This is a genomic window from Micromonospora sp. PLK6-60 (assembly GCF_019890675.1).
Taxonomy (GTDB): Bacteria; Actinomycetota; Actinomycetes; order Mycobacteriales; family Micromonosporaceae; genus Micromonospora.
The window spans coordinates 1-13499 of sequence record NZ_JAIOAA010000023.1; the positions used below are offsets into that span (position 1 = coordinate 1).

Below are 13499 nucleotides of genomic sequence, written 5' to 3' on the forward strand. Positions count from 1 at the left end.
CTAGCGGTTGCGCCGCCCGGACCGGTTCTTCGGGGTCGCCGGGGCGGCGTCCCCGGTGCCGTCCGGGTCGTCGACCGGGCTCGGCGCGTCGGCCGGACCGGCCGGGCTCGCCGTACCGGTGGGGTTCGCCGCGGCGGCCCGGCCCACCGCGCCGCCCGTCCCGGCCGGGCCGCCGCGTGCGCCGGCGCTGCCGCGCCGGGGCGGGGTGGCCCGTGGTGTGGCGTCCTCGGTCCGCGGGTCGCCGCTCACCGTCCCGTCCGCGCCGGCCGGCTCCGCGGTGGCGACCGCCGCGCGGCCCCGCCGCCCGGGCGGCCGGCTCGCCGCGGCGGCCGGGGAGCCCACCGGCCGGTCGGCGGCCGGGGAGGGCCGGTCCGTCGGCGTGAGCGGGTCGGCCGTACCCGGCGTCGGCGTCGCCGATGCGGGGCCGTCGGCGGCCTCCGCCAATGCGGCCGTATCCACGGGTTCGTCGCCGATGCGTTGCCGGGGCACGACCGCGCCGCCGACGGCGGCGGACCGGCGCTCCGCCCGCTGGGCGAGCGCGGCCACCAGGACCGAGCCGGCCAGGCCGGCGATCACCGTGTACGGGGCGGTGAGGTGCGCCGACACCTGTTCCCGGCCGATCGTGGTGAGCCTCGGCACCGCCAGGAAGTAGGCCACCGCCACCAGCAGCGGGCCGGCCGCCCCGGACACCGCGGTCCCGACCCGCCGGTCGGCTCGCCGGGCGCCGCCACGGGCGGCCAGCATGCCGATCGCCAGTGCTGCGACCATCGCGAGCAGCGCCCCCGGCCAGTAGAAGTACTCCCGGATCCAGAAGTCGGCCCGGTCCCCACTGAACTGCCAGATGCCGAGCTGCGCGGTGGTCAGGCCGCGGCCGGCGAGCACTCCGTCCACCACGGACGCCACCGCGAGCAGCCAGAGCCAGCCCGCCGTGGCGAGCACGTTCGTGGCGGCGGCGCGGGTGTGCAGCAGCCACGCCGCGGTCAGCAGGCCGACCAGCACGCCGAGCGCGGCGTAGCCGGCGGCGATGGTCTGTGGCGAGGAGGTGTCGGCCACCGAGGCGTCCCGCGCCGGCACCGCCACCAGCAGCACGGTGATCAGCGAGCCGACCGCGCCGGCCGCGGCCAGCGTCCAGTGCCGGAGCGAGCCACCGGCCGTCCGGTCGGCACCGTCGCGGGTGGACAGCCGCTGGCCGCAGACCGCGCCCGCGATCACCGAGCTGGCCGCGATCCAGGTCGCCCAGATCAGGCTGGCGACCCAGGCCGCCTCTCGCGCGCCGGCGTCCTCCGGCGGCGACCAGTTGATGATGCCCAGGCCGTAGCCGAAGCCCAGTTGTGCGGCGCCCGCACCGGCCGCCACTGCGATCGAGGTGGCGACCGCTCCCGTCCAGCCCTGTCTGGCCATGCGGGGCAGCGTAACGGCCCGGCACCGGCGCGGCGAGTCGTGGCGGACGGCCGTCACGCCCGGTGAGGCGGCCGGGTCGGTCCCGCGACGGCGCCCGGGCGAGGATCCGCCCCGGGCGGGCGGGCGGATCGCCGCGCGCTGATCCCTGCCGATGCTGACCCGGGCGGTTACGTTGGATCAACGGGCGCCCGCCCCGGTGGGAAAGGACGTGCGATGAGCGACCGTCGTGACCAGCCATCCGCCGGGGACGCCGACGACAGCACCCGGCCGCTGCCCCGGCCGGGCGAGCCGGTCCCCGCCGACGACAGCACTCGACCGCTGCCCCGGCCGGGCGGCGAGCCGGCCGCGGCCGACGACACCCGGTTGCTGCCCGGGGGCGCGGGCGCTGGGGAGCCGATCGACCGGACCCGGGCACTGCCGCCCGTCGAGGGGCGTACCACCGGGCGGGCCGCGGCCGGGGCGTCTCCCGGGAGCACCGCGCCGCTGCCACCGGAGCCGGCCGTCTGGTCCGGCCGGGCCGAGGTGCCGGTGACCCGGCCGGGGGAATACCGCGAGTCCGCCACCGAGTGGTACGCCCCGGAACCCGGCGGGCGGCGCTGGTGGACGCCGATCCTGGTGGGCATCCTCGCCTTGCTGCTGGTCGCCCTGATCGGGGCGGGGGTGTGGTTGCTGCTGCGCGGGCAGCAGACCGGCACCGGCCCGCAGCAGTCCCCCTCGCCGGTGCCGACCGCCGCGCCGACGACCGCGGCCCCGACGACGACCGCGCCGAGCACCCGGCCGGCGAGCACCCCACCGAGCACCGCCGCCGACCGGGTCCGGGTGCCGCCCCTGGTCGGCCTGCCGCAGGAGACCGCCGAACGGCTGCTCGACCGGATCGGCCTGGAGCACCGGACGCGGACCCGGGAGTCGGACCGCCCGCCCGGCACGGTGCTCGAGACCGACCCGGAGGCGGGCGAGCGGGTGCCGGCGGACAGCGAGGTGACGCTGGTGGTGGCCGAGCCGCGGACGGAGCCGACGACCACCGCCCCCACCACGGGCGCACCGCCGTCGCCGGAGGCCACCACCACCACCGGCTGACGTCATTCGGCGCGCCGGCGGTCATCCCGGCGGGCCACCGGATGATCGGTTACCAGCCCCGGCGGCGGGTCCCCACCAGGCCCAGGCCGGCCAGCGAGATGGCCAGACCGAGCACGCCGGACCAGAACAGCGAGCGGCGGGCCGCGTCCGGGTAGTCCGCCGGGCCGCTCGGGCGGCCCCGCGCCTCGGTCAGCGTGCCGTCGGTCGGGCCGGCCGCCGGGACGTCGGGCGGCCGGGTGGCGTCGGCACCGGCGGCCTGCGCTTCCCACGGGCCGCCGACCCAGCCGGGGTCCGTCCCCGGCGACCCCTCCTCGCCGGGGACGGTGATCTCGGGCGCCGGTACCGGGGCGCTCAACCGGGTGGCCGACTCGGCCGGGTACCGCACCGCCACCACGAGGATGGCGACAGCGCCGACCAGAGCCAGCAGTCCGAATGCGTAGGCGATACGGGACCTGTGGTGCCGCCGCGCGGCGGGCAGGTGTGCCATGGCCATCCCAGGTTCAGGGTCCGGGACGCGCGCGGGGTGGAAATTGCCGGGGTGGGCGTACCGATTCTATGGCGGCGGTACGCCCCCCGACCTGGTAACGGGTGGCTAACCCACCCGGACCGGGGTCCGGGTGACCGGCCGGCGCTGCCGTACGGTGTGCGGCCGGGGCGCCGGGGCGGACCGGAGCTGGCGCAGACCGGCCGCCTGGACATAGATCGACCGTCGGTTGACCGCGTCCCCCGAAGCGTTCAACTCGTAGCCGTCGAGCCACACCCAGCCGTCGTAGGTCGGCCAGTCGTGCACTCGGATCACCCGGAACATGATCGGTTTGAGGAACTGGACACTGGCTGTTCGCGTCACGTGCAGTACGTCACCGGCGCGGGGAAGCACATGGGCTCCTGGGAAGGATCGGCCGGCCGTCGAGCCGGCAAGAGCTGGATCGGGGGGACGTCTCACTTCGGGCCCGGTGCCCGGGGTCGTGCCTCGTGGACCGGCTGGTGGGTGGCGGTGGCCGGGCCGTACGCGCTGGTGGCGCGCCGCCACCCGACCATCACCCGGCTGCCCTCGGTGCCGCTCCCGCCGCCGCAGTCAACTGGCGTGCAGCGGCGAGGTCTCTTCGCCCGGAGCAGGTCTGGTCGGTGGTGCCGTGTCTCGGGGGTGCACCGGTGCCGTCCCGTGGGGGCGGGGCGGCACTCCTCCGGCTGCGGGCCGGAACGGTGAGTGACCCGAGGCATACGGACAGATTGCATCAGCGTCGTGCGACATGCAAGTTGCACGTCGACTTTTGCCGATACGTGAGTCGAGCACGCAAAACGATGCTTGAAGACGTGGACCTTGGGACGGCACACTGGACGCCGGTTTCGCCCGTCGCGGCCGGTCGACGACCGGCACCACCCCCCTGCCGCGAACGATCGCCCGCCGCTCGACGGTCGCGCCCTGGCGGGCGTGACCGGACGCGCGACCGACCGGAGGTGCCCGGTGAGCGGGAGGAACCAGCGACCCGGATCGACGGCCCGCGGGGTGGCCTGGTGAGCGAGCGGCGAAGCCCCACCATCCGGCGCCGCCGGCTCGGCGCCGAGCTGCGCCGGCAGCGGGAGTCGGCCGGCATCACGATAGAGGCGGTCGCCGAGCAGCTGGAGTGCTCCGCCTCGAAGGTGTCCCGGATCGAGACCGGCCACACCACGGCCACGCCCCGGGACGTGCGGGACATGCTCCGGATCTACGGGGTGGTCGGTGCCGAGAGCGACGAACTGGTGCAGATCGCCCGGGAGGCGCGGCAGAAGGGCTGGTGGCACCCGTACAGCACGGTGCTGGTCGGGGCGTACGTCGGGCTGGAGGCCGCGGCCAGCTCGGTCCGGGCGTACGAGCACCAGGTGGTGCCGGGCCTGCTGCAGACCGAGGCGTACGCGGGCGCGATGATCAGGGCCGCCCGGCCGGATTTCACCACGGATCAGGTCGCACAACGTGTGCGAGTCCGCCTGGGTCGACAGTCGTTGTTGACGCAGGACGATCCGGTCGATCTGTGGGTGGTGCTCGATGAGGCGGTGCTGAGCCGGCCGGTGGGCGGCGACGCGGTGATGCGTGGCCAGCTCCAACGCCTGGTGGAAGTGGCCGAACTGCCGAACGTGACGCTCCAGATCCTGCCGTTCGAGGTGGGGGCGCACGCCGGCATGGACGGCACGTTCACCATCCTCAGCTTCCCCGAACAGAGTGATCCCGATGTCGTGTACGCGGAGAACGCCACGGGTGGGCTCTTCCTCGAGAAGAGCGACGAACTGCAGAAGTACAACTTCATCTTCGATCACGTTCGAGCAGCGGCGATTCGCCCGGAGGAGTCCGTCACACACATCGCGAAACTGGTGAAGGAGCCGTTGTGGAAATGGCGACCAAGGGGCACTCCGTGAAACTGGCGGAGGCGAGCTGGTTCAAGAGTTCGAAGAGCGGGCCGAACTGCGACAACTGCGTGGAGGTCGCCTACGTGCCCGGGGTGGTCGGCGTCCGGGACTCCAAGGACCGGCGCGGCCCTGCCCTGGTCTTCGCGCCGGGCGACTGGCGGTCCTTCGTCGCCGGGGCCAGGAGCGGCGGGTTCGCCCGGGACTGACCGGGCGATCGGGTGTCGGGGGCGCGCCCCGGGCCGGCAGTGTGGCCGGCCCCGGGGCGCGCCCCTTTTCGCCGGTCGGTGGCCGGTCCGCCCGGCCGTCGCCACTTCCGCCCCTACTCGTTGAACCCCTCGATACGGTGCCGGTCGATCCGACGCCGCGATCCACAACCGAGCGAGGCAGGCGAGACGCATGACGACGATCGGATCGGACAATCTCACCGGCGGGCCGGGCAAGCCGGAACGGTTCGGTGGCAAGTACCGCGGCGCCCGTCGGGACACGGTGCTCACCGAGGTGGTCTCCACCGAGGCGGAGGCCGGCGGCCGGGAGGCCGTCACCGCGGATCAGGGAGCGCCGCTCTCCCTGCCGTCGCTGGACCCGAACCCGCTCACCGAGCCGTCCTTCCCGTCGGGTGGCTGGCCGCTGGAGTCGCCGGACGCGCTCGCCGACCATCCGTTGCTGCGCGGGTTGCTGCTGGAGCTGCCGCCGCGCGGGAGCGTGCCGCCGCCCGGCTGGCTGGACCGGTGGTTCGAGGCGACCCGGGCGATCCTGGAACTGCTATACGTGCAGGGGGCTGGCCGCCCGCGCTGAGGTCGACTCGGCCGGCGCCACCCGCTCGGCGAGCCGGCTGTGCCGCAGCGCGTGCCGCACGCCGATGGCGAGGGCGCCGAGCACGCCGACGGTCACCGCCGCGCCGGTCACGCCGGGCCCGGTGAACAGGTCGAGGCCGCTGGCGGAGAGCACCGCCGGCACCGTGGCCAGGGCGGTGAGCTGCACCGGCAGCACGATCAGCGGATGCGCCGCGGCGGCCCGCAGGCCGTGCGGGGCGGGGGTGCCGGGTGCGCCGGCGAGGGCGCCGGCGCCGGCCCGCAGCCGGCGTACCCGGCGGACGGTGCAGATCGCCACCGCGAGGGCCGGCAGCACCGCCAGCGCCAACCCGGCGGTGGCCTGGTCGTACGGTGTCCCGCCCGGGCTCTGCAGGCCGGCGGCGAGGACCCCCGCGGTCAGCCCGAGGCCGGTCAGCGTCAGCCCGAGCAACCAGGCGGTACGCTGGCGCAGGACTCGGGCCAGGTCCGGTGTCGGCAGGCGCTCCGCCACCACCCCGGCGGCCACCCAGGCGCCGGCGATCGGCAGCAGTACGGCGAGATGCTCAGGCATGAACTCAGCCTTGCCCATTTCGACGTCCACCGAATCCGGCAGGAACCCCGGTTCTTCCCCGCAGGCCCCGTAGGGGGCCATAACGCCGGTGTGATGGAACTTTCGACATGTGTAACAGCGGTGGGCCCTGATCTAGCCTCACCTCGATTGGTCAGCGTCGATCCCGCTGCTCTCCGCGGCGCAGGACGGCGCGCCGGTCGGAGGGAGGTACGGAAATGGCCCTTTCCCGCAGGTCCGTGCTCGTCGGAATCGCCACGCTGTCGATGATCGCGGTGGGTACCCCCGCGATGGCGGCCGAACCGGTCGGCCCCATCCGGGCCGCCGGCGGCCCGAACGCGGTGGCGGACAGTTACATCGTGGTCCTCAGGGACGCCACCCTCGCGCCCGCGAAGGTGGCCGACACCGCCCGCCAGGTGACCGGCCGGCACGGCGGCGCCGTGGCCCGCACCTGGGGCGCCGCGCTGCGCGGCTTCGAGGTCCGGGTCGACGCCCGGGCCGCCGCCCGGATCGCCGCCGACCCGGCCGTGGCGTACGTCGAGCAGAACCACACCGTCTCGGTCGCGGGCACCCAGACCAACCCGCCGTCCTGGGGGCTGGACCGGATCGACCAGCGCAACCTGCCGCTGAACAGCTCCTACACCTACCCGAACACCGCCACCAACGTGCGGGCGTACATCATCGACACCGGGATCCGGACCACCCACAGCGACTTCGGTGGTCGGGCGAGCTGGGGCACCAACACCGTCGACACCAACAACACCGACTGCAACGGCCACGGCACGCACGTCGCCGGCACCGTCGGCGGTTCGGCGTACGGCGTGGCCAAGGGCGTCCGGCTGGTCGCGGTGAAGGTGCTCAACTGCTCCGGCAGCGGCACCAACGCCGGGGTGATCTCCGGCGTCGACTGGGTGACCGCCAACGCGGTGAAGCCGGCGGTGGCCAACATGAGCCTCGGCGGCGGCGCGAACACCAGCGTGGACACCGCGGTCCGTAACTCGATCAACTCCGGCGTCACCTACGGCCTGGCCGCCGGCAACGACTCGGGCGCCAACGCCTGCAACACCTCGCCGGCCCGGACCGCGGAGGCGATCACCGTCGGCTCGACGACCAACACCGACGCCCGGTCGTCCTTCTCCAACATCGGTACCTGCCTGGACATCTTCGCGCCCGGCTCGTCGATCACCTCGGCCTGGAACAGCAGCGACACCGCCACCAACACGATCAGCGGCACGTCGATGGCCACGCCGCACGTGGTCGGGGCCGCCGCCCTGGTCGCCTCCGCCAACCCCTCCTGGACCCCGCAGCAGGTGCGGGACTACCTGGTGAACAACGCCACCAGCAACGTGGTCACCAACCCGGGGACCGGCTCGCCGAACAAGCTGCTCTACGTGGTCAACGACGGCACCCCGCCGCCGACGAACGACTTCTCGGTCTCGGTGTCGCCCACCGCCGGCTCCACCGTGGCGGGTGGCTCGGTCACCGCCACCGTCGCCACCGCCACCACCAACGGCTCGGCCCAGTCGGTCAGCCTCACCGCCAGCGGCCTGCCCAGCGGCGCGAGCGCCTCGTTCAACCCCGCCACGGTCACCTCCGGCGGCTCGTCCACCATGACCGTCACCACCTCCACCAGCACCCCGGCCGGCACGTACACCGTGACGGTCACCGGCACGGCGGCGTCCGGCACCCGGACGGCGACGTACACGCTGACCGTGACCAGCTCCGGCGGCGGCTGCACCGGGGCCGGCCAGAAGCTGGCCAACCCGGGCTTCGAGTCCGGCAACACCGGGTGGAGCGCCAGCTCCGGCGTGATCGGGCAGTGGGGCTCGTCCGGCCAGCCGCCCCGCTCGGGCAGCTGGAACGCCTGGCTGAACGGCTACGGCACCTCCAGCACGAACACCCTGTCCCAGTCGGTGTCACTGCCGGCCGGCTGCACCTCGTACGGCCTGTCCTTCTGGCTGCACATCGACACCGCGGAGACGACCAGCACCACCGCGTACGACACCCTGCGGGTGCAGGTGCTCAACAGCGGCGGCACGGTGCTGGCCACCCTGGCGACCTACTCGAACCTGAACAAGAACACCGGCTACGCGCAGCGCAGCTTCGACCTGGGCGGCTACGCCGGCCAGACCGTGCAGATCCGGTTCACCGGCGTGGAGGACCTGTCCCTGCAGACGTCGTTCGTCATCGACGACACGGCGGTGAACGTCTCCTGAGCCAACCTTCCCACCGGCGTCCGGCGGTCACCCACGGGTGGCCGCCGGATGTCGTCGTGGGGTCAGACCGCGAAGCCGGCCGGTCGCTCGGTGGCCGGCGGCGGCGGGACGGCCTTCCACAGGCCGGTCTTCTGCGCCATCAGCCGGCTCAGGTAGGCGGGGTTGAGGATGATGTACCGCCGCCAGAGCCGCTTCGGCTCCAGGCCCAGCCGCCACAGCCACTCCAGCCCGACCCGCTGCATCCACGGCGGCGGGTTGCGGAGCAGGCCGGCGTGGTAGTCGAAGGCCGCGCCGACCGCCATCAGCGGCATGTCCAGCAGCGGCCGCATGGCGTACGCGAAGACCTCCTGGCGCGGGCAGCCCAGCCCGACCAGGACGAGCCGGGCCCCACTGGCGCGGATCCGGTCGGCGATCTCGGCGTCCTCGCCCGGCTGCACGCCGCGGAACTTCGACGGCTCGACCCCGGCGATCTTCAGCGCCGGGAACATCTGCTCCAGCGCCGGGATCAGCCGGGCCAGGGTCTCCTCGGTCGAGCCGTACAGGTAGACCGGCAGGCCCTCCTCGGCGAAGCGGCGCAGCACGTGCAGGGTGAGGGTCGGCCCGTAGACCCGGTCGGTCAGGCCGGCGTGGTGCAGCAGGTTGAGCGCCCAGCGGACCGGCTGGCCGTCCGGGGTGACCACGTCGAAGGAGTTGAGCCGGGCGTTGTGGGCCGGGTCGAGCACCCCGGTCATCACGCCGTGCACGGCCAGCGCGGTCAGCGCCAGCGGTCGGCGGTCCCGGGCCGCGGCCACGACCTGCTCGGTCGCCGTCGCGTAGTCGGTGGCGTCGACCAGGACGCCGAGGACGTTCCGCTTGCCGCCGCCGGTCATGCCTCCGGCACCCACTTGTCGGCGTTGGCCTCGTAGATCTCCCGCAGGATCATCGGCACGTCGTAGGTGATCTTCCAGTCCGGGTAGTGCTCCTCGAACCGGGCCATGCTGCTCACGTACCACTGGTGGTCGCCGGTGCGGTTGCGCTCGACATAGTTGACCTTCGCCTCCCGGCCGGTGATCTCCTCGGCGATCCGGAACGCCTCGATGTGCGAGGTGTTGGAATGCCGGCCACCGCCCAGGTTGTAGACCTCGGCCGAGCGCGGCGCCCGGAAGAACGCCTCGAAGGCGGTCAACACGTCGTGCGAGTGGATCGCGTCGCGGACCATCTTGCCCTTGTAGCCGAAGAGGTTGTACGTGCGGCCCTCCATCACGCAGCGCATCAGGTACGCCAGGAAGCCGTGCAGCTCCGCCGCCGAGTGCGCCGGGCCGGTCAGCGTGCCGCCCCGGAAACAGGCCGTACGCATGTCGAAGTACCGGCCGTACTCCTGCACCATCACGTCGGCGGCCACCTTCGAGGCCCCGAAGACCGAGTGCAGCGAGGCGTCGATCGACATCTCCTCGGTGATGCCCGGGAAGAACGGATGATCCTCGGGCAGCTCGTAGCGGGTCTCCAGCTCCAGCAGCGGGAGGCTGTTCGGCCGGTCGCCGTAGACCTTGTTGGTCGAGCAGTGGATGAAGGGCGCCTCGATGGCGTGCCGCCGGGTGTTCTCCAGCACGTTCAGCGTGCCGCCGGCGTTCACGTCGAAGTCGGTGAACGGCTCCTTGGCCGCCCAGTCGTGACTGGGCTGGGCCGCGCTGTGGATCACCACGGCGATGTCCGAGCCGTACTTCTTGAAGACCTGCTCCAGGCCGTCCCGATCCCGGATGTCCACCGCGAAGTGGGTGTACGCGTTCCCCAGGTCGGCGGAGAGCCGGTCCAGGCTCCACGCGGTCGAGCCGTCCGCGCCGAAGAAGTACCGGCGCATGTCGTTGTCGATGCCGACCACGTCGAGGCCGAGCCCGGCGAAGTGCCGGACCGCCTCGGAGCCGATCAGACCGCCGGATCCGGTCACCAACGCGACAGTCACACGCCACTCCTGCGGATGTCGGAGGCAGGGAACCATCGGAGCATAGCGTGAGATCCGATACGCCCCGATATGCGACGAGGGCCCCGCATCAAGCTGCGGAGCCCTCGTCACTCTGGTGGGGATGGGGGGAGTTGAACCCCCACGTCCTTTCGGACACACGGACCTGAACCGTGCGCGTCTGCCATTCCGCCACATCCCCGTGGCTTGCCTGGATCACTGTAACCCGCCCCGGCCCCGCCGTTTTCGGCAGGTGGCCCGGACACATTACGCTGTCCGAGGTCGCGCCACGACGGGTTACCGTCTGTGGCGGTCGAAAGAGTAGCACGAGGAACATGGCCCTACCGAACGGGTTGGCGCCGGGGCGCCGAGCGGCGTGTGAGCTGCGCGCGCGCCGGCCGGATAGCATCATGTCCTCGGGACCCGAGGAGGAGCCGGTGAGCGTGCTGCAACGCTTCGAGAAGCGTCTGGAAGGCCTGGTTGAGGGGGCCTTCGCCAAGGTCTTCAAAGGGGTGGTCCACCCCGTGGAGATCCTCAACGCCATGCAGCGGGAGGCCGAGGCGCACAAGGCGATCCTGGCCGGTGGGCGCACGTTGGTGCCCAACCGCTACGTGATCGATCTCTCGCCGTACGACCACAGTCGGCTGGCGCCGTACGCCGCCGCGCTGGCCCAGGAGCTGGCCCAGTCGCAGGCGGAGTTCATCGGCGAGCAGGCCTGGACCGTCTACGGCGACGTGATCGTCGAGATCGAGCGCGGCGAGGGGCTGGACACCGGCATGTTCCGGGTCACCGCCGAGGTCTACACCGGTGGGGAGGTCGCCCCGGTCTCCGCGCCGGGCTACGACGCCGGCCCGCCCGCGTACCCCACCTATGACCAGGGTGGCGGCTACGGCCCGCCGCCCGGCCACGGCGGCGCGCGCAACGTCCGGCTGGTCTCCGGCGACGGCCGGACCTACCCGCTGCAGATGGGCTCGACCGTGATCGGCCGGGGTGACCAGGCCAACCTGCGCCTGCCGGACGTGGGCATCTCGCGCCGACACGCCCGGCTGGACTTCGACGGCGGCCAGGTGGTGCTGACCGATCTGGGGTCCACCAACGGCACGATGGTCAACGGCCAGCGGGTCTCGGCCGTCGCGCTCAACCCCGGCGACATGATCCAGCTCGGTACGACGACGCTGACCTTCCGCGTGGACGGCTGAGCCGTCTTGCCGGAACTCGTCATCACCGTCGCCCGGTTCGGGTTCCTCATCCTGCTGTGGATCTTCGTGTTCACGGTGGTCGGCGTCATCCGCCGGGACCTCTTCGCGGGCGCCCGGTCGAGCCGGCTCGTGGCCGCGCCGCGGGGAGTGGGCGCTCCGACCGGGCCGGCGGCCAAGCCGGCCAAGGTGAAGCGGGGCAGGGCCGCCCACCAGCTGGTGGTCACCGCAGGTCAGCTGGCCGGCACCCGGATCACGTTGGGTGAGGCGCAGATCACGATCGGTCGCGCGGAGGATTCCACCCTGGTCATCACCGACGACTACGCCTCCGCGCGGCACGCCCGGCTGGTGCCCCGGGAAGGGCAGTGGTTCGTCGAGGACCTCGGCTCGACTAACGGCACGTATCTCGATCGCGCTAAGGTCACCGGACCGACCCCCGTCCCCCTCGGCGTGCCGATCCGGATCGGCCGCACTTCCCTCGAATTACGGCCATGACTCTGACCCTGCGCTATGCGGCCCACAGCGACCGCGGTCTGATCCGAGACGGTAACCAGGATTCCGTCTACGCCGGGCCGCGGCTTCTCGCCGTCGCCGACGGCATGGGCGGCATGGCCGCCGGTGACGTCGCCAGCAACATCGTCATCGGTGCCATGGCACCGCTCGACGAGGACGTCCCCGGTGACGCCCTCGTCGACGCGCTGCGTTCGGCCGTGGGCACCGCCAACCAACAACTCCGCGACACCGTGGACGCCAACCCGCAGCTGGAGGGGATGGGCACCACGCTGACCGCGACCCTCTTCTCCGGCACCAAGCTGGGCATGGTCCACATCGGCGACTCGCGCGCCTATCTGCTCCGCAACGGCGAGTTCGCGCAGATCACCAAGGACGACACCTACGTCCAGATGCTTGTCGACGAGGGCCGGATCAGCGCCGAGGAGGCGAGCAGCCACCCGCAGCGGTCGCTGCTCACCCGGGCCCTGGACGGCCGCGACATCGACCCGGAATACAGCGTCCGCCAGGTGCTGCCGGGTGACCGCTACCTGATCTGCAGCGACGGCCTCTCCGGCGTGGTCAGCGCGGACACCATCGGCGAGACCCTGCGTGAATACCCGGACCCGCAGCAGTGCGTGGAACGGCTGGTCCAGCTGGCCCTGCGCGGCGGCGGGCCGGACAACATCACCGTGATCATCGCGGACGCCACCGACCACGACATCGTCGAGGCGAGCCCCATCGTCGGCGGCGCCGCCGCGCGCGACCGTGGCATGGCCACCGCGGCCGACGTCTCGACCCCGGCGGCCCGCGCCTCGGCGCTGCAGGCGCCGCGGCCGGCCGCGCCGGAGGAGGAGCCCGCCAGCGGGCGGGACGACGAGCCGGAGCGGCCCCGCCGCCGTCCGGTGCGTACCGCCGCGATGCTGGCCGCCCTGCTGGTCATCCTCGGCGGCGGCCTCTTCGCCGGCTGGAGCTACACCCAGCGTCAGTATTACGTCGGCGCGACGGAGGACGGCTACCTGGCGGTCTTCCGCGGGGTGCCCGGCCAGGTCGCCGGGCTCGACCTGTCCAGCATCGACTCGGTCAGCCCGGCCCGCCTGGACGACCTCACCCTGGCCGCTCAGGAGCAGGTCAAGCAGGGCATTCAGGCCAAGAGCGAGGCGGACGCGCTGCGCCGGCTGGCGGACCTGACCGCCGACGACCCGGCGAACCCGAACCTGAAGCCGATCTGTCCGCCCAGCCCGGCGGCCACGGCGGTCAGCACACCGGCGCCGACGGTGTCGCCGGTGGCGCCGGCCCCACCGGTGAGCCCGGCGGCGACCCGCCCCGTCAGCCCGCCGGCGGTCACGCCGACCCCGGCTCCCACCACCACGCCCGACGCTCCGCCGTCCGACGCCGTGCCGCCGGTCAACGACCCGGCCGGCTGCCGGTCGCCCGAGTGAG

The 13499-nt window shown here is 73.2% G+C and carries 13 protein-coding genes, 1 tRNA gene and 1 pseudogene; 8 read left to right on the forward strand and 7 right to left on the reverse strand.

The features are described from left to right. Window positions 1-1401: a hypothetical protein gene (locus K7640_RS27265; RefSeq protein WP_255610055.1), complete on the reverse strand. Its 1401-nt coding sequence runs from the start codon at window positions 1399-1401 to the stop codon at window positions 1-3. A gap of 213 nt (window positions 1402-1614) precedes the next feature. Here K7640_RS27265 and K7640_RS27270 point away from each other — a divergent pair, with 213 nt between their 5' ends. Beyond that, a complete protein-coding gene (locus K7640_RS27270) occupies window positions 1615-2478 on the forward strand; it encodes a PASTA domain-containing protein (protein ID WP_222957796.1) in 864 nt (287 codons plus the stop codon). A gap of 49 nt (window positions 2479-2527) precedes the next feature. On the opposite strand, the gene K7640_RS27275 is transcribed toward K7640_RS27270, so the two are convergent. Both K7640_RS27275 and K7640_RS27280 read right to left on the reverse strand, forming a co-directional pair. After that, the gene (locus K7640_RS27275) at window positions 2528-2971 is read right to left on the reverse strand and encodes a hypothetical protein (RefSeq protein ID WP_222957797.1); all 444 of its coding nucleotides are present in this window, start codon (window positions 2969-2971) and stop codon (window positions 2528-2530) included. 99 nt (window positions 2972-3070) lie between these two features. Then, window positions 3071-3355 (reverse strand): hypothetical protein, encoded by a 285-nt coding sequence (locus tag K7640_RS27280; protein ID WP_222957798.1) that lies wholly within the window; start codon window positions 3353-3355, stop codon window positions 3071-3073. A gap of 638 nt (window positions 3356-3993) precedes the next feature. Here K7640_RS27280 and K7640_RS27285 point away from each other — a divergent pair. The 3 genes from K7640_RS27285 to K7640_RS27295 all read left to right on the forward strand — a co-directional run bounded on the left by K7640_RS27285 (window position 3994) and on the right by K7640_RS27295 (window position 5655). Beyond that, window positions 3994-4869, forward strand: coding sequence for a helix-turn-helix transcriptional regulator (locus tag K7640_RS27285; protein WP_222957799.1), 876 nt, complete (start codon window positions 3994-3996; stop codon window positions 4867-4869). Beyond that, window positions 4845-5066, forward strand: a complete 222-nt coding sequence (locus tag K7640_RS27290; RefSeq protein ID WP_222957800.1) for a DUF397 domain-containing protein — start codon at window positions 4845-4847, stop codon at window positions 5064-5066. The genes K7640_RS27285 and K7640_RS27290 overlap by 25 nt, the downstream gene beginning before the upstream one ends. Before the next feature lie 190 nt (window positions 5067-5256). After that, window positions 5257-5655, forward strand: a complete 399-nt coding sequence (locus K7640_RS27295) for a hypothetical protein (protein ID WP_222957801.1) — start codon at window positions 5257-5259, stop codon at window positions 5653-5655. Here the strand turns inward: K7640_RS27295 and K7640_RS27300 are convergent. After that, complete coding sequence (locus K7640_RS27300; RefSeq protein WP_222957802.1) at window positions 5623-6222, reverse strand: hypothetical protein; 600 nt, start codon at window positions 6220-6222, stop codon at window positions 5623-5625. The two genes, K7640_RS27295 and K7640_RS27300, sit on opposite strands and share 33 nt — an antisense overlap. Window positions 6223-6437: 215 nt before the next feature. Between K7640_RS27300 and K7640_RS30910 the strand changes: the two are divergent. Further along, window positions 6438-7907, forward strand: a pseudogene (locus K7640_RS30910) (S8 family peptidase); the annotation flags it as partial. Between the two features lie 590 nt (window positions 7908-8497). Here K7640_RS30910 and K7640_RS27310 read toward each other — a convergent pair. The 3 genes from K7640_RS27310 to K7640_RS27320 all read right to left on the reverse strand — a co-directional run bounded on the left by K7640_RS27310 (window position 8498) and on the right by K7640_RS27320 (window position 10573). Beyond that, window positions 8498-9304 (reverse strand): WecB/TagA/CpsF family glycosyltransferase, encoded by an 807-nt coding sequence (locus tag K7640_RS27310; RefSeq protein WP_222957804.1) that lies wholly within the window; start codon window positions 9302-9304, stop codon window positions 8498-8500. Next, a complete protein-coding gene (locus tag K7640_RS27315) occupies window positions 9301-10410 on the reverse strand; it encodes an NAD-dependent epimerase/dehydratase family protein (RefSeq protein WP_222957805.1) in 1110 nt (369 codons plus the stop codon). Before K7640_RS27315 ends, K7640_RS27310 begins: the two co-directional genes overlap by 4 nt. Window positions 10411-10487: 77 nt before the next feature. Further along, window positions 10488-10573: transfer RNA gene (locus K7640_RS27320), tRNA-Leu, on the reverse strand. 208 nt (window positions 10574-10781) lie between these two features. Between K7640_RS27320 and K7640_RS27325 the strand changes: the two genes are divergently transcribed. Genes K7640_RS27325 through K7640_RS27335 form a run of 3 tightly spaced genes read left to right on the forward strand, consistent with a single transcriptional unit; the run spans window position 10782 to window position 13498 of the window. Further along, window positions 10782-11570 (forward strand): DUF3662 and FHA domain-containing protein, encoded by a 789-nt coding sequence (locus K7640_RS27325; protein WP_222957806.1) that lies wholly within the window; start codon window positions 10782-10784, stop codon window positions 11568-11570. 6 nt (window positions 11571-11576) lie between these two features. Further along, the gene (locus tag K7640_RS27330; RefSeq protein WP_222957807.1) at window positions 11577-12062 is read left to right on the forward strand and encodes an FHA domain-containing protein; all 486 of its coding nucleotides are present in this window, start codon (window positions 11577-11579) and stop codon (window positions 12060-12062) included. Next, window positions 12059-13498, forward strand: coding sequence for a PP2C family serine/threonine-protein phosphatase (locus K7640_RS27335; protein WP_222957808.1), 1440 nt, complete (start codon window positions 12059-12061; stop codon window positions 13496-13498). The genes K7640_RS27330 and K7640_RS27335 overlap by 4 nt, the downstream gene beginning before the upstream one ends. Window position 13499: the final 1 nt, after the last annotated feature.